The sequence below is a fragment of the Pedobacter aquatilis genome (genome assembly GCF_030409415.1).
Lineage (GTDB): Bacteria > Bacteroidota > Bacteroidia > Sphingobacteriales > Sphingobacteriaceae > Pedobacter > Pedobacter aquatilis.
Genome location: NZ_JAUFPW010000026.1, coordinates 72,734 through 95,195, shown reverse-complemented (window position 1 = coordinate 95,195; position 22,462 = coordinate 72,734). Strand labels below are relative to the sequence as shown.

Below are 22,462 nucleotides of genomic sequence, written 5' to 3'. Positions count from 1 at the left end.
ACGCAAAGTTGTATACTGATTTTAGCACAGGTTGCATAAAAATTTAAGTTCAAAAAAAAAGCTCCCGAAATAATTCGGGAGCTTTTTTTTATAATAGTTATTGTTTACAATGAATATCCAATTGTAAAACCGATAACACGGTTTCTTAATTTATCATCGTTTGATCTCAAATCTTTAGGCACTAAATTCGAAATACCTAAACCATAGTTCGCACCGATTGATACACCACTGTTAAGGCGATAAGCTAAACCGAAGTTTGCACCAAAATCAATGCTGCTTAAATCATCACTGGTTGTGCTACCAAATTCGATATCTCTATCTGTAAATGTAGAACCTGCAACAGCTGCATTTGTGTAAGTACCAGAATATTTATTTTTACCGGAAATGTTAAAGCCAACATATGGACCAGCACTAATCTGGAAAGCACCTGCATCACCCGTAGGGATTCTAACTACTGCGTTTACCGGTACTTCAATTGCCATTACATCTTGTTTAAATGTACCAGTTACCGTAGAACCGCCAACAGTACTGGTGCTCTCTAATTTTGCACCTTTATTCTGTAATGAAACGCCTGGCTGGATAAAGAAATTATTTCCAACTCCGAAATCGCCGAATGCTGTAACGTTGTATCCAACATTGCTCTTGTAATCTCTATCTAACACTCCAGTACCGCTGTAACTCGACAAGTTAACACCAGCTTTTAAACCAAATCTTGCAGTGTTTCCACTCATTGTTGTTTGTGCAAATGCACCTGTTGCCAATAATAAAACGCCTGCGCTTAATAATAACTTTTTCATAATATCTTTCTTTAGGTAAAGAATCTTGTTTTAAATAATTTCCGAATTATTAAAATCGGATGTTAATTACCGCCTTCATTCCAAAAGCTATGCCAAAGTATTATTAATGTTACGTGTGTGTTAATTAAAATATTGGTTTACAGTAGGTTTTGATTGCAATATTTTTATCTTATGTTGCATTACAACACTCTATCCAAGAATATTTGAAGTGTATAGTTAAAAGGAATTTTAGTCTGATAAAGAATAATTTTGGCGAAATGCTAAGCGGAAGCTTAAGTTTTTTGAGGCTTTTTCTTTGCCGCAGGGAACAGTACATTGTTTAAAATTAATCTATAGCCGGCAGAGTTAGGATGCAGGTTTAAATCGGTGGGCGGGTCGCCAACGGCGTGCTGGTAATCTTCCGGGTCGTGACCGCCATAGAAGGTAAATTGCCCTTTGCCAACTTCTCCATGTAGGTAACGCACTTCTGCTGCACCTTTATTCTCTCCTAAAACGGTTACGCTTGTTTTAATTAATCCTTTTTTAAATGCTGTAGTTTGCCCCATGAAACCTTTAATTACTTTATCATGATTTTGGGTAAGCATGGTTGGTACTAAATCCCACTTTGCAGAAAAATCAAACAGCGTGAAATAATCGTTGCTTTCGTTTAAACCCCTTCCATTTGTGGCATCAATGTCCGAAAACTCATAATTCATTGGGTTATTGTCCAGCTTGAAATTCTGGAAAGCCATTGTTTTCGAAAAATCCAGTTTAGCTTGTGCATTTGGGTCTGCAGCATCGCCATCAAACATTGCGGCACAAATATCAACACCTTCAGCAGCTAGTGCAATATCAAAACTATCGGTGCCAGAGCACATGGCAAACATAAAACCACCGCCAACACAATACTCTTTAATCTGTTTTGCAACGGCGAGTTTCATTTGCGAAACTTTCTTGTAGCCTAATCTTTTCGCTAAGGCTTCCTGGTTTTTAACATCTTCCTGGTACCAGTTTGCAAAACGGAATGACGACCAGAACCGTCCATACTGGCCCGTAAAATCTTCATGATGTAAATGCAGCCAATCATATTTGCTTAGTTTATCTTGCAAAATGTCATCATCGTAAATTACATCATAGGGTATTTCGGCGTAAGTTAAAACAAGGGTTACGGCATCATCCCAAGGTAATTTGCTTTTTGGTGAGTAGACTGCAATTTTCGGGGTCTTTTCGAGTTTTACCATCTCCATATTTACAGATGGGTCGCTGATTTCGTTGAGTAGATTTACAACTTTACCATCGGCAACAACTTCATAAGAAACACCTCTAACTTTGCATTCATCTTCGATAGTTTTGTTGTATTTGATGAGGAAACTACCACCACGGTAATTTAAAAGCCAATCTACCTCAACTTGTTTGCTTATGGTCCAATAAGCAATTCCGTAAGCTTTTAAGTGGTTTTTTTGGTCTTCATCCATATAAATTAATATTGATGAAGCCTTAACGCCAAAGCTTATAAGTAAGAAAATTAATAGGAGGTAATGTTTCTTTTTAAGGACCATAATAACATAAAACACTAAAATACCTCATTTAGTCTGTTAAAGAAAATAAATTTGGTGGTTGTGTGTCTAGTAACTGAGAAAAGAATTTGTTAATCTTGATTGATTAGGATTATCTGAAGCGGAATGTCAGTAGTTCTTGGCAACTGCTGTCCCGCCAATGCTGCAATCTTTTTGTTAACAAATGTCATGCTGAGGAACGAAGCATCTGTTTCATAGGTTGCAGCAAATAAATTCGGAGTTACTGCAAACAAAAAGTATTTCCGCGAATGTCGGGGCTATGTTTAAGGTATGTACATTATGGACAAAGAAACCACCCCCTGCCCCTCCTTGAAAAAAAGAGGGGAGTGGACAGTGCAAGGGGTGGTTTAAAACTTTGTTTCTAAACCTGACAGCAGCGGCAGCCCCGAGTTTTTTACGAGGGCTACAGCGAATGGCAGGGCTACATATTCCCAAGAATTACTTAACCGTTTGTTTTCTAATTATTTTTATAATGATAGCCTAATATTCATTATTCAAATCTTTAAAGATGTTCTAATTATAAATTTTACTATTTTTGCGCTTCCCGATTAAGTTTTAATACTTGTTGGAATTTTTTAATAAATAAAATTGATATGAGTAAAGCAATAATAAAAACTGAAAAAGGTGACATGACTGTTGAGTTCTTTGAAAAAGATGCTCCTAAAGCAGTAGAAAACTTTAAAAAACTGGCTAAAGAAGGTTTTTACGATGGAGTAACTTTTCACCGTGTAATTCCTAATTTTATGGTTCAAACTGGTTGCCCTAATTCTAAAGACGGTGCAACTGGCATGCCGGGCACTGGTGGTCCGGGTTATAAAATTGACTGTGAATTAGATGGTGAGAACCAATTTCACGATCGTGGTGTATTATCTATGGCGCATGCTGGTAGAAATACAGGTGGTTCTCAGTTTTTTATCTGCCACAGCAGAACAAACACTGCTCATTTAGACCGTAACCATACCGTATTTGGTAAAGCTGTTGAAAATGTTGATCTTGTTGATGACATCCGTCAGGGAGACAAGATTTTAACTGTAGAAATAATTGAAGATTAAATCGCGTTAAGCGTTTGGCGATAAGCATTTAAACCGCTAAACTCCAACCGCTAAGCGCTAAAGAAAAATATTATGAACTTAAGAGGAATAGTTGCCGTTTCTGGCAGACCAGGTTTGTTTAAACTAGTTGGACAAAATAAAGTTGGTTATATTTTAGAAAGTCTTGATGCACAAAAAGTTAAAATTGTAGCTAATATTACAAATACAAAACTTGCATCGCTTGAAGATATTACCGTTTATGGCGAAGACCAGGAAATTAAACTGGTAGATGTTTTTGCAAAAATCAGCGAGAAAGGTACAACGCCTGATACTAAAGCGGATACTAAAGTTTTGCGTGCTTATTTTAACGAAGTTGCACCAGGACACGATGAAGAAAAAGTATATGCTTCGGATATGAAGAAAATCATCGGTTGGTATAACTTATTAAAAGATATGCCTTTGTTTACTGAGGATGCTCCTGAAGCTCCAGGTACACCAGCTGAGGTGAAATTATCTGAAGAAAAAGCTGCAGCTGATAAGAAACAGAAAAGTACAGGTGCTAAAGCTTCAAACGCTAAAGCAACCACTAAAACATCTGCTCCTGCTAAAAAAGCAAGCATGACAAGTAAAAAAGGAGTTTAAACTTCTAATTAAATAATAAACAATAAAGCCATTGCTACTTGCAATGGCTTTATTGTTTAAAACGGGTTTTAAAAAAAGTACCACAAAATAGCGATAACGACTGCTGAAATGGCAAGGCTAATCCACAACACTTTATCGCTTCCCGATTGCCTGCTTTTAAATTTGTATTGTCTTTTATATTTATCCAGTAACATAGTTTTTTTATTTAATGATGTTTTTATTTTGCTAATTCCACAAGGTTAGCATTGATTATTATGCGTGATGATAAGGTTCTCCCTTTAAGATACTAAATCCTCGGTACAATTGCTCAACAAAAAATAAACGAATCATTTGATGTGAGAAAGTCATGTCGGATAAGGAAATCAATCCATTTGCCCGTTTGTAAATGGTATCGTCAAAACCATATGGTCCGCCAATGATAAAGATTAAATGCTGCACACTACCAACCATTTGCTTGTTCAAATAACTGGAAAACGCCACAGATGAATATTTTTTCCCTTTCTCATCCAATAAAATAACAACATCGCCATTATTAATTTGTTTGTGTAGCAGCTCGGCTTCCTTTGTTTTTTGCTGTGCTTCTGAAAGATTTTTCACATTCTTAACATCAGGTATGGCCACAAAATTAAAGTTTATGTAATGCTTTAAACGGTTGATGTATTTATCAATGCCCTCAATTAAATATTTATCTTCTGTTTTGCCAATGGCGATAAGCGTAATCTTCATTTAATATTTTTCTATCTTTAGAATTTTTCGAGATTCAAATATAATGTTAAAAACACAAGCGCAGATAATATTTGGTTATAGCCAAAATATAGAACAGGTTAAAGCTAAAATTGATGAAACACAAAAGCAGCTTGAAAATTTCTCTTACCTAAGAATTACATTATTTTTAGTTGAGATTGCTTTATTCGTCTTCCTTTTGAATTCTGAAGATAATAACTGGAGAACTTTTATACAAGTGGGCTTAATTATTCCGGTTTTGGTTTTTGCCTTTGTAGTGAAAAAGCAAAGCAAACTTGATAAGGAAATAGATTATCAAAAACAGTTATTGTGGGTTTATCAAAATGAGTGGAATCAGCTAAGCGGATTAAAGAACGGTTATGATGATGGTGTTCGATATGAATCTGAAAACCATCCTTTTACTTCTGATTTGGATATTTTTGGTGATGCCTCTTTGTATGCAGTAATTAACAGATGTTATACCAAAAAAGGCAAATCGCTTCTAGCTAAAAGTTTATCACATGAAACGGATATTAACACCATTTTATTAAGACAGGAGGCCATCAAAGAGGTATTGAGTTACATTGAGGATACTTTTGAATTTAGGGCTAATTTGCATGGCTATGGTATTGAGAAAATTGAAAGAATAAAAGAACAATTGGATGGTAAGTTGAATGCTCAATTGGCTTTTTTTAAAGGTGTAGCTTTAAGGTTTTATGTTAAGGCGGCGCCGTTTATTTCGATAGGATTATTACTCGCCGCCATATTTTTTAATGGAATGCTTTGGAATATTTTAACCTTATATTTATTAATAAATACCGCTTTGGTTATTGCAAATGGCTCGAAAGTTAATAAAGTTTACTATAGCTTTAGCGGTAGTTCTAACCTTTTAAACGGCTATGCCGAAGCCATCAGCTGGACAGAAAAATACAATTGGAGCAGTAGCTATATTTTATCTTTATTTTCTTCTGAAAAACCAGTAAGCACTGAAATAAAAAGTCTTTCAAAAATTATCCAGAATTTTGATGCTCGCTTAAATATTGTTGTAGCAACTGCACTAAATGCCTTTTTGTTGTGGGATTTGAAATGTTGCATCAATCTAGAACAATGGTACAAAACTTCATCAAAGGATGTTGCTGTAGCGCTAGATCAGCTTGGCGATTTCGAAGAACTTATTGCTTTGGCTACGCTTGCACATAACCATCCAGAATGGGTTTTTCCGGAAATAACGAATGAATTTACTTGACAAGCCACGGAAATTGGTCATCCTTTGATTGCTAAAAACATCAGGGTAAATAACGATTTCCATTTAGAAAATGAGCCAACCGTTGATGTGATCACAGGTTCGAACATGGCTGGGAAAAGCACTTTTTTAAGAACCATTGGTATTAATTCGGTTTTGGCTTACTCGGGTGCGCCTGTGTGTGCCGAGCAAATGAAACTTTCTGTATTTAAGCTTAATACTTATATGCGGATAAAAGATTCGCTTAACGAAAGTACATCAACATTTAAGGCAGAGCTTAATCGCCTGAAAATGATTTTAGATAATGTTGCAAAACATAAAGACACTTTTGTTTTGATTGATGAGATGTTACGGGGAACGAATAGTAGGGATAAATATTTGGGTTCGAAAGTTTTTGTTGAGAAACTTATTGCCGAAAAAACACCTGCATTATTTGCTACACATGATTTGCAACTAGCCGATTTAAAAAACGAACACGAAAAAACACTAAGAAATTTTCACTTCGATATTCAAATAAATAATGGCGAGATGAAATTTGATTATAAGTTAAAACAAGGCCCTTGTTCAACTTTTAATGCCGCTATTTTATTAAAGGAAATTGGTTTGAGTTTGGAATAGATCACCTCAAAAGCATTACCGAGCCAGAATATTTTACGTTTTCGTTGCCTAATGTGGTGCCAAGTATTAAATAATAATAAACGCCAACGGGTAAATCATTGCCTTTGAATGTGCCTTTCCAGTTATCGTAAATATTGTTGCTGGAAAATACGACACTTCCATATCTGTTAAATATTTGAATGCTATATCGCTTCAAATTGGTAATGCCTACGATAAATTCATCATTGCTTCCATCTCCATTTGGGGTGAAAGAATTTGGCGTAAAAACAGAGCCTTCTTTTTTAACTAATAAATCACCCAGAAGGATGCTGTTGAAGCAACCATTTTTAGAAAACGCAGTAAGTTTTATTTTAAATAAGCCATCTGTTCTAAATGTATGTAAGGGATTAATTTCTGTTGATGTAAACCCATCGCCAAATTCCCACTCGTAAAAATCTGCATCTGTAGATTTATTGATGAAATTAATTGGCGCAGGGATAGAATATTTTCCGTTAAAGCCTGGTTCTGTATAAAAATTGGCAACAGGAATTTTGGCAATTGGTGGTATAACTAAACTTGCAATAACCGGCGAACAACTGCCTGAGGTTAATGAAACTTTGTAAGCTCCGGCCTGATTAAATGTGGTAATGGGTATTTTTATAGCGTTAGTGTTTGCCGTGAAGTTATTTGGACCAGTCCACTCATAAATGATATTTTCTATTTTGGGTACAGCTAGTTTTATCACATCGCCCAGGCAGAATAAAGGTTGGTTGACAGAAATTATGGGCATTTCGGGTTTTACTTCAACCAATAAATCGATAGTTTTTGTTGATGTACAGCCATTTGGCGTTTCTATCGTTAAGGTAATGCTTCTTAATCCCGGGCTTGAGTAAGTGATAAGTTTTCCGTTGTTTACAATATTCGTGTTGCTACTAACGGCATTGCCGAAGTTCCAGTTTATTTTGGTGTAATTTTTTGAGGAGTTTAGCAAAGTAAAGCTTTGATTTGGTTCACATTTATTATTGGTTACAATGGAAAAATCAGCTTCAGGTTTTAAATCAACAGATAAAATTTCGATACTGTTTTCCGGGCTAATGCAATCGCCAACCTGAATAAATAACTTGTAAATGCCTGCGTTTTCAGGTCCTGTTATTGGTATTGATGGATTCCTGACTGCTGAGGTAAAACCATTTGGACCAGTCCAGTGGAATGTTGCGAGGTTTACAGCAGGCGTAGAAAGCTGCAGCACATCTCCCTGACAAAGATTTACAGACGAGGTGGTAATTATTGGTTTATCGGGTGTTTTAGCAACGATAAAACTTTGAGTAGTGACCACATTACAGCCATTAGCGGCCTTTGCTTCCAATACCACAACTTTTTCTCCCGGCGTACTGTAAGTAATGGTGAAAGGGCCTTCTGTTGTAGCTGATGTCATGCTGGCGCCTTCACCGAAAGACCACTTGAGGGATGCATAATTTGTTGCGTTACTTCTAAAAATATAGGCTTGGTTATCTGTACAAGGATTTAGCTTGTCGACTAAAATTTCTGCACTGGGGCCAGCAAAATCTGCAGTTCCGTCAAATTCTATTGTAAAGCCATTGTTCCCGCTAGAGAAATTATCTATCAGCAGTGCATAATTATGACCTTCAATTAAATCAACATATTTAACAAAACCATTCTGCGGAGTAATGGGGCAGCCAGAACTTTCGGTTAAGTCGGTTTCAGTCATACTTAAACCTGTTTTATAATAACTTGGCGAACAGGTTACACCGCTACCTGCGGCACAGCGTATAGCATTGGTTGCATTAATTTTGCTGCAATCTCCATCAACACCTAAATCATAAAACACCCAATCAATATCGTTCGTAGTTACTGAGGGCGTAATCACAAATGTTAAACTACCTGCTTTTGAAGCCTTAAATAAATACCAAGAAGAGTTTGATTCAGTACCTAAACATGTACCAGCAGATTCTTTGTTATTACCACCAGAACCGGTTACATTTAGTTGGGTAAAGGATTCTTTTGAACAGAGAATTGATGCGGAAATGCAATCCTGACCAGCCTTAATTGGTGGAAAATAATTATCAACGCATAACTTAAAAGTTCCGGTATTGTCATTGGCTCCACTCACTCTGATGTAGTATTCCTGACCAATTGTTAATGCGCCTTTGTAAAGTGAGGTAACATTGTTAGAGGTAAAGCTAGTGCCTATCATTTCAGAAATTCCTGTAGAATTAGGCTCAAAGGTGTATAACGCAACAAGTGGTGTAACCAAGGTATTTATACTTGTAGCATTTATTTGTCCGCTTACAGAAATGTTAACATCGTATTTAGAGGCTGTAAATTTAAACCAAACATCTTTTCCTGTAGCTATCCAACCCATTGGTTTAGCATAAGTTGTGGTTTGTGTAGCTTCCAAATTGCTGTATGCGGCATCATCCGTACAATAAGCTGTGGTATTTGTTATTTTTATTGCATCAGCAATTTCATCATTAATGGGTGGTGCAGATTTAGCCCACATTTTAAATGAGAGTAAGAGGGTTAGTAAAAGGAATTGTAGAAAGCGCATATCGTAAAACTATTAAAAAAAATCCTTTTAGATAATTAAGATTATTAATGATTTGTTAATATTAAACTTGCATCTTGAAGCAAGCTATTTGTAAATGATTAAAGCTTCTGATTTTGGTAAAGACTTTTTATGGGGTGTGGCTACTGCTGCAGCTCAAATAGAGGGTACGTCAGATATGTATGGCAAAGGTCCATCTATCTGGGATGCTTTTTCGGCAAAAAATGGTAAAATTAAAAAAGGGCATAAAATAAATGTAACCTGCGATTTTTATCATCGATTTAGGGAAGACATTGCGCTTGTAAAAATTTTAGGGTTTAAAGTTTTCAGATTTTCCATCGCCTGGACCAGAATTTTACCTTTAGGTAGGGGCGAAATTAACCCTGAAGGCATTAGGTTTTACCACGATGTAATTGATGAGTGCCTCGAAAACGGAATTACGCCTTACGTAACTTTATACCACTGGGATTTGCCGCAAGCTTTGGAAAATGAAGGCGGCTGGACTAGTTTCAGTATCAATGCTGCTTTTAATACATTCGTTAGTATTTGTGCAATTGAATATGGCTATAAGGTTAAAAACTGGCTGGTGATTAACGAACCGTTTGGTTTTACATCGCTTGGCTATATGTTGGGTATACATGCCCCTGGTAGAACCGGTTTAGGCAATTTCTTTTCAGCGGTTCATCATACTGCTTTGGCACAAGCCGATGGTGGTAAAATTCTCCGTGCTGAAATTAATAGTGCAAACATTGGTACTACTTTTTCTTGCTCAGAGATTTTGCCTCATACGCAAAGTGATAATGATGTTTTGGCTGCTGATAGGGTGGATTGCTTAATGAACAGACTGTTTATAGAACCAACTCTTGGTTTAGGTTTTCCAACCGCGAACTGGGATGTTTTGGAGAAGTTTCAAATTGAATATGGAACATGGAGGCACATGGATCGCTATAAATTTGAGTTTGATTACATTGGTTTGCAAAATTACTTTCCGTTAACGGTAAAATATAATGCCTTTATACCGGTTATTCAAGCTTGGGAGGTTAAAGCCAAGAATAGGAAAAAGCCGCATACGGCGATGGGTTGGGAAATAAATCCAGATAGTTTTTATAATATCATTATGAAGTTTGCTACTTATTCTGGCGTTAAAAAGATTATAATTACCGAAAATGGTGCAGCGTATCATGATAAGCTTGTGGATGGTAAAATTGAAGACAGCGAACGCATTGAATATTTCAAATTATATTTAGATGCCTTACTTAAAGCGAAGCAAAATGGGGCACCAGTTACAGGTTATATGGCATGGACATTAATGGATAATTTTGAATGGGCAGAAGGTTTTAATGCAAGGTTTGGGCTCATTCATAACGATTTTAAAACCCAGGAAAGAACAATTAAAGACTCTGGCTATTGGTGGCAAAAGTTTTTAAGCTTGTAGCGTTTTCGTTTTGGTCTTTCGTTTTTTGTTTAAACTGAAACCGACATGAGGATCCTCAAATATTCCAAGCTCTTTCTTGCAACTATATCTATTTTTTTAACAGTATTAAGTTCTTGTAGCGAAGAGGATTTAAAAGGCTCTAAGTTTGATGATGAACCGGAACTTTCTAAGCTACGAAGTGAAATTCAAAAAATATCTGATCAGGTTGCTTGTGATAATGCTGCAGATTGGAGAGTTGTGCCGATTGGAGCGAAGGCTTGCGGTGGTGCGAGTGGTTTTATCGCCTATTCTATAAAAATTGATACAGTAGATTTCCTAAAAAAAGTTGATTTATATAATAATAAGCAAAAAGCTTTTAATGTGAAGTGGGGAATAAGTTCTGACTGTATTGCATTAGCTGGACCAAAGTCTATTACCTGTGAAAATGGGAAACCAAAGTTGAATTTCTAATATATATATTGAAAACTTAATGTTTAGCTTACATTTTGGGGCAGTTATTTACTTTTTTAGGTTGACTCTGTTTATCTAAACCCGGTAATAGCGGAAATACTTTTTGTTATCTATTCTTAAAAGATTGCCGCGTCGTTCCTCCTTGCAATGACGATCAAGGTTTGTTCTGGAAACAAAAAGATTGAAGCGGACAACGGGACTTTCTGGAGCGAAGAATTACTGACATTGCTTTTCAAATTTGCCGGATTAAAGATAAAGGAATAAAGTGCAATGATTGGCAATCTTGTCTTTATTCCTTTATTATACTCTCTTATTTTATTCTTGTCCAGCCTTTGCTGCGGCTTCTGCTCTGATGATATTCAAAGCACCGCCAGCCTTAAACCAATCGATTTGCTGCGCATTATAGCTGTGGTTAACCGGGAATTGTTCCTGCGTTCCGTCCAAGTGGTGTAAAACCAAAGTTAAAGGTTTATCAGGCGTGAATTCGGTTAAACCTAAAATGTCGACAGTATCGCCTTCCAGGATTTTATCATAGTCATCTTTGTTGGCGAATGTTAAGCCTAACATTCCTTGTTTTTTAAGGTTAGTTTCGTGGATACGAGCGAAAGATTTAACCAACACCGCACGAACACCTAAATGACGAGGCTCCATAGCTGCGTGCTCACGAGATGAACCTTCGCCATAATTTTCATCGCCAACTACAATTGAACCTAATCCAGCTGCTTTATAATCGCGTTGCGTAGCCGGAACCGGACCGTATTCGCCAGTTAATTCGTTTTTAACATTATCCGTTTTATCGTTGAAGTAGTTTACCGCACCGATTAGCATGTTGTTGGAAATATTATCCAAATGACCACGGAATTTTAACCAAGGGCCAGCCATTGAAATATGATCAGTCGTACATTTGCCCTTAGCCTTAATTAATAGCTTTAGACCTTTTAAATCCGTACCCTCCCATGGAGTAAATGGATCTAATAATTGTAGGCGATGAGAAGTTGGAGATACTAAAACCTCAACTTTTGAACCATCGGCAGCAGGTGCTTGAAAACCTGCATCTTCTACTGCGAAACCTTTCGTTGGTAATTCATCTCCGGTTGGTGGGTCTAACTTAATTTCCTCGCCTTTATCGTTAGTCAGCGTATCTGTAAGTGGATTAAAACCTAAGTTCCCTGAAATTGCAATTGCAGCTACCATTTCTGGTGATGCTACGAAAGCAAATGTGTTTGGGTTACCATCGGCACGTTTAGCAAAGTTTCTATTAAATGAATGTACAATTGTATTTTTCTCAGCTTTTTCTGCACCTGTCCTGTCCCACATACCAATACATGGTCCGCAAGCATTGGTGAAAATGGTAGCATTCAAATCTTCGAAAGTTTTTAAATAGCCATCGCGGTCGGCAGTGTAACGCACTTGCTCCGAGCCTGGGTTAATGCCAAACTCAGCCTTAGTGGTTAAACCCTTTGAAATCGCTTGATTAGCAATTGAAGCTGCCCTTGATAAATCCTCATAAGATGAATTGGTACAAGAACCTATTAAACCCCATTCTACCTTTAAAGGCCAGCCATTTTTCTCTGCTTCAGTTTTCATCTGAGAAACTGGTGTGGCTAAATCTGGCGTAAAAGGGCCATTCAAATATGGCTCTAATGTATCTAAATCAATTTCTATTACCTGATCGAAATAGTTTTCCGGATCGGCGTAAACTTCAGCATCACCAGTTAAATGTGCTGCAATTTTATTTGCTTCGTCAGCAACTTCATTTCTATTAGTAGCCCGTAGATAACGTTCCATGCTTTCATCATAACCAAAGGTTGATGTTGTTGCACCAATTTCGGCACCCATGTTGCAAATGGTACCCTTACCTGTACAACTCATTGATGTGGCACCATCGCCAAAATATTCTACGATTGCACCTGTACCGCCTTTTACAGTTAAAATACCTGCAACTTTAAGAATAACATCTTTAGCGGCCGTCCAACCGTTTAATTTACCGGTTAACTTAACGCCAATTAATTTTGGAAATTTTAGCTCCCAGGGTAAGCCAGCCATAACATCACAAGCATCGGCACCGCCAACACCAATTGCAACCATACCCAAACCACCAGCATTAACGGTGTGTGAGTCAGTTCCAATCATCATTCCGCCAGGGAAAGCGTAATTTTCTAAAACAACCTGATGGATAATACCAGCGCCTGGTTTCCAAAATCCGATACCATATTTATTTGATACTGATGATAAGAAATCGAAAACCTCGGCACTTTCAGTTCTTGCATGAGGTAAATCTATTGCAGCACCTTCTTTTGCCGTAATTAAATGATCGCAATGAACTGTTGATGGAACGGCTACTTTTGGTCGGCCAGCCTGCATAAATTGTAACAGTGCCATTTGCGCAGTTGCATCTTGCATCGCTACACGATCTGGTGCAAAATCTACATAATCTGTTCCACGAGAGAATGCTTTTTTAGGATCTCCATCCCAAAGGTGAGCATATAATATTTTTTCAGATAATGTTAAAGGTCTGCCAACTATCTTGCGGGCCGCATCTACTCGGCTACCAAAATTTGCATAAACCTTTTTAATCATTTCTATATCAAAAGCCATACTTTATTTTATTAAAATTATTGTCAATAACGACGCTACCTAAATTAAACAATTTTAAGCAAACTTGTTTTTTAGATTTGTCAAAATATATTATTTAAAAACATTCTATGCAATGTTTCTGTAAATAAAAAAGCTACCCAGTTATTGGATAGCTTTTACTTCATTAACAAATAAATTGCTTTTTTGTTCTTATTGTTTTGTAGAAATTGGGGTAAACTTTGTTAAGTTAATGCCTTCTACAGCAACTTTATATTCTTCGATGCTTGGAATACGACCTAAGATTGCAGACAGCACCACAACAGGCGTAGATGCTAATAGCGATTCACCTTTTTTGCCATCTTTATCTTCAACCACACGGCCTTGAAATAAACGCGTTGATGTTGCCATTACAGTATCGCCCTTAGCAGCTTTCTCTTGGTTACCCATACATAAATTACAACCTGGACGTTCTAAATACATTATGTTTTCATATTCAGTACGTGCTGTACTTTTTGGCAACGCATCGCTAAATTCAAATCCGGAATATTTCTGTAAGTATTCCCAGTCGCCTTCTGCTTTTAATTCATCAATGATGTTGTATGTAGGCGCTGCAACTACTAATGGTGCTTTAAATGAAACACTGCCGCTTGCCTTTTCAACGTTTCTCAGCATTTGAGAAACAATCTTCAAATCGTCTTTATGCACCATGCAAGAACCTACGAAACCAAGATCTACTTTTTTATCACCACCGTAATAGGTTAAATCCCTAATGGTATCATGCGTGTAGCGTTTAGAAACATCTGCATTATTTACATCCGGATCGGCAATCATCGGCTCGTTGATTAAATCAAGGTCTATAACCACCTCTGCGTAGTATTTTGCATTATCATCAGGCATTAAAGCAGGTTTGATACCAGTTTTAACTTCTTCGATACGTTTATTTGCCTTGTTGATTAATCCTTGAAGCACTTGGTTATGGTTATCCATACCTTTATCAATCATTATCTGGATACGATTTTTCGCAATTTCTAATGATTGGATTAGCGTATCATCCTGAGAAATACAGATTGATGCTTTTGCTTTCATTTCAGCAGTCCAATCAGTAAAGGTAAACGCCTGGTCGGCTAGTAAAGTGCCAATGTGTACTTCAATAATACGACCCTGGAAAACGTTCTCTCCATCGAACTGTTGCAACATCTGCAACTGTGTAGCATGAACAACATCACGGAAATCCATGTGTTCTTTCATTGCGCCTTTAAAAGTAACTTTTACCGAATCAGGAATTGGCATCGATGCCTCGCCTGTAGCCAATGCTAAAGCAACTGTTCCTGAATCTGCACCAAAAGCTACACCTTTAGACATACGCGTATGCGAATCACCACCGATAATGATTGCCCATTCATCGATTGTAATATCGTTCAATACCTTATGTATAACATCTGTCATTGAATGATATTCGCCTTTTGGGTCGCGAGCGGTAATCACACCAAAATCATTCATAAACTTCATTAATTTAGGAATGTTAGCCTGGGCTTTTTTGTCCCAAACTGAAGCGGTGTGGCAACCAGATTGATATGCACCATCAACAATTGGAGAAATAACGGTAGCAGCCATTGCCTCTAATTCCTGAGCGGTCATTAAACCTGTAGTATCCTGAGAACCTACAATATTTACCTCTACGCGAACATCAGAACCTGCATGTAAAACTTTACCTTGAGTTAAACCAACAGCATTTCTGTTAAAAATTTTCTCAACAGCGGTTAAGCCTTGCCCTTCAATAAATAATTCTTTAGCTGGAGCAAATACAACCGGTGCTTCAATACCTAAAATTCTAGCAGCAAAAGTTTGAATTTTTTTACCGAAAACAATGGCATAAGAACCACCTGCTTTCATAAATTCTAATTTTTGTGGCGTAAACGATTTTGGAATGCTGATTAACTCCCGGTCGCCGTTATATAATTTCTTGGTTCTTGTATTAATAGTCAGTACTGTTCCTGTTTCCACAGAGTAAACTTCTTCTAATATAGGTTCACCACTCTCGTTACGGATAACATTGCCATTTTCGTCAGTTTTCTTTACCCAGTTTTGAAGATCTATACCAATACCACCGGTTACATCAACTGTTGTTAGAAAAATAGGCGAAATACCGTTAGTTCCGGCAACAATAGGGGCGATGTTTACAAACGGTATATATGGACTAGAGCGTTTACCTGTCCAAAGGGCTACGTTATTTACGCCCGACATACGCGATGAACCCACGCCCATAGTACCTTTTTCGGCTACAAGCATTACGCTTTTATCTGGGTGTTGTGCTTGTAGTGCTTTGATTTGCTCCTGAGCTTCAGGTGTAATCATACATTTACCATGCAATTCACGATCTGAGCGAGAGTGCGCCTGGTTGCCTGGAGATAATAAATCTGTCGAAATATCACCGATACCAGCTATAAAAGTTACCACTTTAATTTCTTCGGCAACAGGAGGTAATTTTGTAAAGAATTCTGCTTTAGCGTAACTTTCAAGTATCTTTTTTGCAATTTCATTACCGTTGTTGTAAGCATCTTTTAAACGATCGGTGTCAGCATCGTACAAGAAAACCTGAGTTTTAAGAACTTCTGCAGCTTTGTATGCTTTATCTCCATTATCTGCTAATGCGATATCTAACAAAACCTTGATAGAAGGTCCGCCCTTCATGTGCGATAATAATTCAAAAGCAAAATCAGGTGTGATTTCTGCAACAACAGTTTGACCTGAAATAATTTCTTTTAAAAATTCTGCCTTCACCCCAGCTGCAGCAGTTGTTCCTGGTAAGGTATTATATATGAAAAAATTAACTGACTCTTCTCTGTTAAAATTATTTACACTTTTGATTTGTTCAATAATTTCACTTAATAATTCAGCGCTATCAATAGGTTTAGGATGAAGACCCTGGGTTTTTCTGTCTTCGATTTCCTGGATATAATCGTTATAAATACTCATCTTAGATATTTTATTCTTTATTGCTATAAGGTGATACAATAAATATACACCTACTTTTTGCTTAAAGAATTACTGTTTTTGTGTATTAATTTGTGTTGGTTAGTCAAAAAACAATGTTTCTTGAGTCAAAACAAAAATAGCAAAAAACAACCTTTAACCGCAATTTACGCAGTCGATTAAGCAATTTGGAATTGTTCTAAACTACGAAAAATTGCTGTAAATTTAAAGTCATAAATCAGCCATAGAAATGTATTACAAGCATTGCGTAGTGTAATCATTTATATGAGTTTATGATTGTTCACTAACGAACAGTGATGTTCAATTACGGACGGGTGATTTTAGTGATTTCTCAGAAATTCGGTCTTTCAAATCAGTAATGGATAGTTAGCAATAATGGCATAACTATGGCTGATGGTTACAGTGATGAAAAAACGAAACCTTTATCAGCAAAATACTTTAAAACTTTTGGTAATGCATATTGCAATCTGTCGAAAGCTTTTAAACTATCGTGAAAAACAATTACAGAACCATTGCGAGTATTTTTTATTACGTTTTTATAGCATTTTTCAGGAGCAAGGTTAATGTCGAAATCGCCACTTAAAACATCCCACATTACGATTGTTAGTCCGGAGTCTGGACTTTGAATTTGGGATTTCAGGCTTTTGACTTGACTTTTTTTTATCCTTCCGTAAGGGGGGCGAAAAAGATTAGTTTGAGTAATTTGTTGGCATTTTAAAAAATTATCAACATAGGTTTTATCATCAGTAATCCATCCTTTTAGGTGATTAAAAGTATGGTTTCCAATAGCGTGACCATCGTTTTTTATTCTTTCAAAAACGTCGGGATGTTTTGAAATATTATCACCAATACAAAAGAATGTCGCTTTTGCATTAAAGGCTTTTAAAGTTTTTAATACAAAATCTGTAACATTGGGTATAGGTCCATCGTCAAAGGTTAAATAAATAACTTTTTCCTTTCGGGATTTATTCCATAATAATGATGGATAATACCATTTAAGCAGAAGCGGCGATTTAACAAGGTACATTGCTTTCAAAGGTAATAATTGCCTTGATAGATTGAAATTATTAAAGTTGTTTATATAGATTTGAAAAACAAATTATGAAGATGTTTACCACAAATAAGTTAATTACCGGTTCTGCATTGTTGTTTGCATTGAGTTTTAGTCAGAATGTTAAAGCTCAAGATGTTATTACCATTGAACAAGCAGTTGAAAACACACTTAAAAATAACCTGAATATTAAACAGGCTGCATTTAGTGCTTCCATTAGCGAAGAAGATTTACGTCAGTCGAAAAATGCTTTGTTACCTACTGTAAATGGAAGTATTAATCAATCAATGCAATGGGGTAGAAGTCAGCAAGTTTCGGGTTTATTTGAAAATACCCAGAATTATAACTTAAATCCTAACGTTAATGCAAACGTTTCGCTTTTCGGCGGTGGTACAAAAATTAATCAAATTAAACAGAATAAGTTTTTACTGGATGCGAGTAAAACTAATGTAGATAAAGTTAAAAACGATTTAATTTTACAGGTTGTTACGGCTTATCTTCAGGTTTTAAATAATCAAGATCAGGTTAAAGCGACTCAGCAACAATTAGAAGTGGCAAATGCTACTTTAAAACGTGAGCAGGTTTTATTAGATGCCGGTACAAAAACACTTGCAGATATTTCACTTGCGAAATCGCAGGCTGCAACTGCAGAGTTAAATGTAACAGATGCTCAAAACCAATTGGCGGTTTCATATTTAACATTAGGTCAGTTGATGGAGATTCAGCCGCCAATGACTTTCAAGGTTCAGCCTCCATTGGTTAACGAAATTGAAAATGTTAAAACATCTTACGTACCTGACGATATTTACAAACAGGCGATGGAAACATTTCCTGATATTAAATTAGCATGGAATTACACTAAAGCAGCTGAAAAAGCAGTAAATGTTGCAAAAGGTAGTTTCTTTCCTCAAATTTCTTTTGGTGGAGGTTTAGGGTCTGCTTACTATTACCAATTTAACGCAAGCCAATTTCGTCAAAATTCTAGCTTAACGGATCAGTTAGCTGATAACTTTGGAAAGTTTGTGAGCATGGGCATTCAAGTTCCGATTTTTAATGGTTTTTCAACGCGTTCAAATGTTCGCAGGGCGAAAATTACTTTAATGCAGCGCAAGACTGATGAAGCATTAGCAAAAAATAATTTGATTAAAGTAATCAATCAGGCAGTGGTAGATTTAACTGCAGCAAAAAGTAGATATTCTTCAACTCAAAATGCTTTTCTGGCTCAAAAAGATGCCTTTTATGCAGTTGATTTAAGGTATGAGCAAGGCTTGGTAAACTCCTTAGATTATAGTACTGCTCAAACCAATAGAAACAGAGCCGAAATAGATTTCATTTTAGCGAAATATGATTTAATCTTTAGGGCTAAAGTAATTGATTACTATTTAGGGAAACAGATAACTTTTTAATTAAGCTGAAAGCAAAAATTTGAAAGCTTAAAGCAGAAAGACTAAGCATAAAGCCAAACCTTTCAACTTTGCAACATTACAACTTTAATACAAACAAACGAAATACAATAAATTATTATGAAACTTAAACACATTCTAATTACCATTGGCGTTATCCTTGCTGTTTTAGTAGGATTAAGGCTTGCTGGCGTTATTGGTGGCAATAAAACTGAAAAAATAACGACCGAAAAAGCTTCAGAAAGAACAGTTGTCGAAACTGTAACAGCAAGTGGTAAAATTCAGCCGGAAACCGAAGTAAAACTAAGCTCTGAAGTTTCGGGTGAGGTTGTTGAGCTAAAGGTTAAGGAGGGTGATATTGTTAAAGCCGGACAATTACTTTGTAAGGTTAGACCAGATGTTTTACAATCAGGTTATGAAAGAACCGTTGCATCATTTAACGCTCAAAAAGCGAGTGTTGCAGCAGCACAACAACAACTTATCCAAAACCAGGCAAACTTTGTAAATTCAGAAGCTACCTATAAACGTAATGTAGAATTGTTTAATAAAAAGGTGATTTCTGTTTCGGAGTTTGATGCGGCAAAGGCAGCGTATTTAACAGCAAAAGCAAATTTAGCAAGCGCTAAAGAAAATGTTGTTGGTGCTAAATTTACCTTAGACCAAACTGGTGCAAATGTAAAAGAAGCAGGTGCAAACCTTGCTAAAACTACTATTTATGCACCTGTTGATGGTGTAGTTTCTAAACTTTCAATAGAGTTAGGCGACCGTATTTTAGGTACTTCGCAAATGGCTGGTACGGAGATTATGCGTATTTCTAACTTATCATCAATGGAAGTAAATGTTGATGTAAACGAAAACGATATTACCCGTGTTAAAGTTGGAGATAAAGCTTCGATAGAAGTTGATGCATTTTCTGATAAAAAATTTAGAGGTGAGGTTACCGAAATTGCAAGTTCTTCTACAGCAGTTGGAACAACAACTTCTACTTCTGTAGATCAGGTTACTAACTTCTCTGTGAAAATTCGAATAACTGAAGAATTATCTGGTAAGCAACAATCAATTTTCCGTCCGGGTATGTCTGCAACTGTAGATATAGAAAGCGAATCATTAAAAGGCTTATCAGTGCCAATACAAGCAGTATTTACCGATAGTAAAAATAAATCTGGCGATAACGGAGAATCAAATAACCAGGAAAACAGCGATAAGCAGAAATCTAAGTTATCAGATAAAACTGTAAAACAATTCGTTTATGTTTACGATGCGACAAGCAAAAAAGTTAAACAAACCGAAGTAACAACAGGTATTCAGAACGACCAATTTATAATTGTTAAAACCGGTGTAAAAAATGGCCAGGAAGTTGTAACTGGCCCTTATTCTGCTATCCAAGGCAAGTTAAAAGACGGTATGGTTGTAGAAAAAACATCAAAAGACCAATTATTTAGCAAAGACGGTAAGAAGTAGTTTTTTAAGCTAAAAGGTTTAAGGCGTAAGGTTTAGGTTACATATTTGTGCCTACACTTTACGCCTTTTATTTTTTTTGCCTTAATATTTGCCATTAATAGTAACTTGCAGCTTTAAGGTGTAAGATTTAGGTTTAAAGCGTTTGCGTTTAGGCTTAAACCTTACACCTTTTACCTTTAACCTTTTTTTATATATTGATGTTACCAAAAATAGCTATGATAGGGGGTGGGAGCTGGGCTACTGCCATTGTAAAAATGCTTTCTGATAATTTAACCGAAAAAGAAATTTTTTGGTGGATGCGTAATAACGATGCTATTGAACATATTAAAAAATTTAAACACAACCCGCATTACATAAGTTCTGTAGAAATTAAACTCCCTGCCAACAATATTTCCTCTGATATTAATTGCATCATCAGCACTGCCGATTTTATTGTTTTAAACGTACCCGCCGCGTTTTTAAAAGAATCGTTAGCAAATGTAAGTCCAGCAGATTTAAAGGGTAAAAAAATTGTTTCGGCCATAAAAGGCATTGTGCCAGAAGATAACCTGATTATTGGAGAGTTTTTGCACCAAAAATACGATGTTTCTTACGATGACATCTTGGTGGTGAGCGGTCCTTGCCATGCAGAAGAAGTTGCTTTTGAAAAGCTTTCTTACCTAACTATTGCCTGCACCAACATTGAAAATGCTTTAACATTTGCTTCGTTCTTGAATACACGGTACATCAAAACTAATGTTTCTGATGATATTTTCGGAACAGAATATGCAGCTGTTTTAAAAAATATTTATGCCGTAGCAAGCGGAATTTGTCATGGAATTGGCTACGGCGATAACTTCCAGGCGGTATTAATAAGCAATGCCATTCGCGAAATTAAACGGTTTGTAGATGCGGTACACCCAATAAACCGCGACATTAAAGAGTCGGCCTATTTGGGCGATCTACTGGTTACTGCCTATTCTCAATTTAGCAGAAACCGAACTTTCGGCAATATGGTAGGCAAGGGTTATACCGTAAAATCTGCGCAACTGGAAATGAATATGATTGCAGAAGGATATTACGCCGCAAAATGTATGCACATAAAAAACAAAGATTATGGCGTAGAAATGCCAATCTGCAAGGCTGTACATAACATTTTATACGAGAACCGATCGCCTTCTATAGAAATGAAACTTTTAGCAGAGAAGTTGAATTAGCGCAAAATTGCTTGCAATAACTTTGTTTTTAGCCCCGGGCAAAGCGGCATCCCTGCAGCGTAGCGAAAGGATATAGCGTAGCACGGGAATTTCCTTTAAAAATAGTTGCTGGTTTTGCGCTTCAAAAATTTGTAAAGCAATTGCTCTGCATATCGGTTCCGATAGTCCTACTTTACGCTAATATCTATTTTGCAATGAATGGCCTCCAAATTGAAAGATTGTACAACAAAATAGGATAGCGCTTCAATTAGGTTTATTTAACAATTGGCGGTGCTGCTATTCCAAACAAAAGCCCAAAGCAAATGTTATTAGTGGAAATAAAATCAATCGTTATGAAAAAGAAATTTGCAATAGGACTATTAACACTCGCATTATTTGGAGGTTTATCACTTAGTGTTCAGGCTCAAGAAAAGAAAACCGATGTTGGTAAAGCATTAGATCAAACCGGTAAAGCAATCGGGAAAGGTGCTAAATCAGTAGGCAATAAAACTGCTGAGGTTGCGGTAAAAGGAGAGGCCAAAGTGGCTGATAAAACCTGGAAAGGCAAAATGGCACCAGATGGATCAAACGTTTACATTAACTCAAAAAATGAAAAGTATTACGTCAATGCAAAAGGCGCTAAAATATGGTTAAAAGCTAGTCAGATTAAAAACAGGCCAGAGCCAAAAAATTAATTGGATTAGCATTATAACAAAAAAGCAGCTTACATTAAGCTGCTTTTTTGTACAAAATAATTGCGT

Annotated in this window: 17 protein-coding genes; 10 read left to right on the top strand and 7 right to left on the bottom strand. The window is 36.5% G+C overall.

Annotated features, from left to right (window positions below; genetic code table 11):
• Positions 1-104: 104 nt before the first annotated feature.
• Together QWY86_RS10775 and QWY86_RS10770 are read right to left on the bottom strand one after the other, a co-directional pair.
• A complete protein-coding gene (locus QWY86_RS10775) occupies positions 105-797 on the bottom strand; it encodes a porin family protein (protein ID WP_290241908.1) in 693 nt (230 codons plus the stop codon).
• Between the two features lie 272 nt (positions 798-1,069).
• Positions 1,070-2,251 (bottom strand): asparagine synthetase B, encoded by a 1,182-nt coding sequence (locus tag QWY86_RS10770; RefSeq protein WP_290241906.1) that lies wholly within the window; start codon positions 2,249-2,251, stop codon positions 1,070-1,072.
• A 695-nt stretch (positions 2,252-2,946) separates the two neighbouring features.
• Here QWY86_RS10770 and QWY86_RS10765 point away from each other — a divergent pair.
• Complete coding sequence (locus QWY86_RS10765) at positions 2,947-3,405, top strand: peptidylprolyl isomerase (protein ID WP_290241904.1); 459 nt, start codon at positions 2,947-2,949, stop codon at positions 3,403-3,405.
• A 72-nt stretch (positions 3,406-3,477) separates the two neighbouring features.
• Complete coding sequence (locus tag QWY86_RS10760) at positions 3,478-4,026, top strand: DUF5606 family protein (RefSeq protein WP_290241902.1); 549 nt, start codon at positions 3,478-3,480, stop codon at positions 4,024-4,026.
• Positions 4,027-4,278: 252 nt separating this feature from the next.
• Here the strand turns inward: QWY86_RS10760 and rlmH are convergent, their stop codons facing one another.
• Positions 4,279-4,752, bottom strand: a complete 474-nt coding sequence (gene rlmH / locus QWY86_RS10755) for a 23S rRNA (pseudouridine(1915)-N(3))-methyltransferase RlmH (protein ID WP_290241899.1) — start codon at positions 4,750-4,752, stop codon at positions 4,279-4,281.
• A gap of 43 nt (positions 4,753-4,795) precedes the next feature.
• Between rlmH and QWY86_RS10750 the strand changes: the two genes are divergently transcribed.
• Positions 4,796-5,995 (top strand): MutS family DNA mismatch repair protein, encoded by a 1,200-nt coding sequence (locus QWY86_RS10750; RefSeq protein WP_290241897.1) that lies wholly within the window; start codon positions 4,796-4,798, stop codon positions 5,993-5,995.
• A gap of 24 nt (positions 5,996-6,019) precedes the next feature.
• A complete protein-coding gene (locus QWY86_RS10745; RefSeq protein ID WP_290241895.1) occupies positions 6,020-6,610 on the top strand; it encodes a MutS-related protein in 591 nt (196 codons plus the stop codon).
• Between the two features lies 1 nt (position 6,611).
• Here QWY86_RS10745 and QWY86_RS10740 read toward each other — a convergent pair whose 3' ends face one another.
• On the bottom strand, positions 6,612-9,110 hold the full coding sequence (locus tag QWY86_RS10740; protein ID WP_290241892.1) for a PKD domain-containing protein: 2,499 nt from the start codon (positions 9,108-9,110) through the stop codon (positions 6,612-6,614).
• A gap of 142 nt (positions 9,111-9,252) precedes the next feature.
• Here QWY86_RS10740 and QWY86_RS10735 point away from each other — a divergent pair, with 142 nt between their 5' ends.
• A complete protein-coding gene (locus tag QWY86_RS10735; RefSeq protein WP_290241890.1) occupies positions 9,253-10,590 on the top strand; it encodes a GH1 family beta-glucosidase in 1,338 nt (445 codons plus the stop codon).
• Between the two features lie 45 nt (positions 10,591-10,635).
• Entirely contained in the window at positions 10,636-11,040 is a 405-nt protein-coding gene (locus QWY86_RS10730) for a hypothetical protein (RefSeq protein WP_290241887.1), read from the top strand.
• A gap of 315 nt (positions 11,041-11,355) precedes the next feature.
• Here QWY86_RS10730 and QWY86_RS10725 read toward each other — a convergent pair whose 3' ends face one another.
• From QWY86_RS10725 to QWY86_RS10715, 3 genes are all read right to left on the bottom strand, one after another.
• Positions 11,356-13,638, bottom strand: a complete 2,283-nt coding sequence (locus tag QWY86_RS10725; protein ID WP_290241885.1) for an aconitate hydratase — start codon at positions 13,636-13,638, stop codon at positions 11,356-11,358.
• 189 nt (positions 13,639-13,827) lie between these two features.
• On the bottom strand, positions 13,828-16,593 hold the full coding sequence (locus QWY86_RS10720) for a bifunctional aconitate hydratase 2/2-methylisocitrate dehydratase (protein ID WP_290241883.1): 2,766 nt from the start codon (positions 16,591-16,593) through the stop codon (positions 13,828-13,830).
• A 415-nt stretch (positions 16,594-17,008) separates the two neighbouring features.
• Positions 17,009-17,638 carry a polysaccharide deacetylase family protein gene (locus tag QWY86_RS10715; protein ID WP_290241879.1) on the bottom strand — a complete coding sequence of 210 codons (630 nt, stop codon included), beginning with the start codon at positions 17,636-17,638 and terminating at the stop codon, positions 17,009-17,011.
• A gap of 80 nt (positions 17,639-17,718) precedes the next feature.
• Between QWY86_RS10715 and QWY86_RS10710 the strand changes: the two genes are divergently transcribed.
• From QWY86_RS10710 to QWY86_RS10695, 4 genes are all read left to right on the top strand, one after another.
• A complete protein-coding gene (locus tag QWY86_RS10710; RefSeq protein WP_290241877.1) occupies positions 17,719-19,068 on the top strand; it encodes a TolC family protein in 1,350 nt (449 codons plus the stop codon).
• A 117-nt stretch (positions 19,069-19,185) separates the two neighbouring features.
• Positions 19,186-20,526 (top strand): efflux RND transporter periplasmic adaptor subunit, encoded by a 1,341-nt coding sequence (locus tag QWY86_RS10705; protein ID WP_290241875.1) that lies wholly within the window; start codon positions 19,186-19,188, stop codon positions 20,524-20,526.
• A gap of 215 nt (positions 20,527-20,741) precedes the next feature.
• Positions 20,742-21,722 carry an NAD(P)H-dependent glycerol-3-phosphate dehydrogenase gene (locus tag QWY86_RS10700; protein WP_290241873.1) on the top strand — a complete coding sequence of 327 codons (981 nt, stop codon included), beginning with the start codon at positions 20,742-20,744 and terminating at the stop codon, positions 21,720-21,722.
• 332 nt (positions 21,723-22,054) lie between these two features.
• Positions 22,055-22,396 carry a hypothetical protein gene (locus tag QWY86_RS10695; RefSeq protein ID WP_290241871.1) on the top strand — a complete coding sequence of 114 codons (342 nt, stop codon included), beginning with the start codon at positions 22,055-22,057 and terminating at the stop codon, positions 22,394-22,396.
• The last annotated feature ends 66 nt before the right edge of the window (positions 22,397-22,462 follow it).

Excerpts from the sequence above, each read along its gene's own strand:
- QWY86_RS10775 (WP_290241908.1), bottom strand. The coding sequence starts at position 797 with ATGAAAAAGTTATTATTAAGCGCAGGCGTTTTATTATTGGCAACAGGT.
- QWY86_RS10770 (WP_290241906.1), bottom strand. The coding sequence starts at position 2,251 with ATGGATGAAGACCAAAAAAACCACTTAAAAGCTTACGGAATTGCTTAT.
- QWY86_RS10765 (WP_290241904.1), top strand. The coding sequence starts at position 2,947 with ATGAGTAAAGCAATAATAAAAACTGAAAAAGGTGACATGACTGTTGAG.
- QWY86_RS10760 (WP_290241902.1), top strand. The coding sequence starts at position 3,478 with ATGAACTTAAGAGGAATAGTTGCCGTTTCTGGCAGACCAGGTTTGTTT.
- rlmH (WP_290241899.1), bottom strand. The coding sequence starts at position 4,752 with ATGAAGATTACGCTTATCGCCATTGGCAAAACAGAAGATAAATATTTA.
- QWY86_RS10750 (WP_290241897.1), top strand. The coding sequence starts at position 4,796 with ATGTTAAAAACACAAGCGCAGATAATATTTGGTTATAGCCAAAATATA.
- QWY86_RS10740 (WP_290241892.1), bottom strand. The coding sequence starts at position 9,110 with ATGTGGGCTAAATCTGCACCACCCATTAATGATGAAATTGCTGATGCA.
- QWY86_RS10735 (WP_290241890.1), top strand. The coding sequence starts at position 9,253 with ATGATTAAAGCTTCTGATTTTGGTAAAGACTTTTTATGGGGTGTGGCT.
- QWY86_RS10730 (WP_290241887.1), top strand. The coding sequence starts at position 10,636 with ATGAGGATCCTCAAATATTCCAAGCTCTTTCTTGCAACTATATCTATT.
- QWY86_RS10725 (WP_290241885.1), bottom strand. The coding sequence starts at position 13,638 with ATGGCTTTTGATATAGAAATGATTAAAAAGGTTTATGCAAATTTTGGT.
- QWY86_RS10720 (WP_290241883.1), bottom strand. The coding sequence starts at position 16,593 with ATGAGTATTTATAACGATTATATCCAGGAAATCGAAGACAGAAAAACC.
- QWY86_RS10715 (WP_290241879.1), bottom strand. The coding sequence starts at position 17,638 with ATGTACCTTGTTAAATCGCCGCTTCTGCTTAAATGGTATTATCCATCA.
- QWY86_RS10710 (WP_290241877.1), top strand. The coding sequence starts at position 17,719 with ATGTTTACCACAAATAAGTTAATTACCGGTTCTGCATTGTTGTTTGCA.
- QWY86_RS10705 (WP_290241875.1), top strand. The coding sequence starts at position 19,186 with ATGAAACTTAAACACATTCTAATTACCATTGGCGTTATCCTTGCTGTT.
- QWY86_RS10700 (WP_290241873.1), top strand. The coding sequence starts at position 20,742 with ATGATAGGGGGTGGGAGCTGGGCTACTGCCATTGTAAAAATGCTTTCT.
- QWY86_RS10695 (WP_290241871.1), top strand. The coding sequence starts at position 22,055 with ATGAAAAAGAAATTTGCAATAGGACTATTAACACTCGCATTATTTGGA.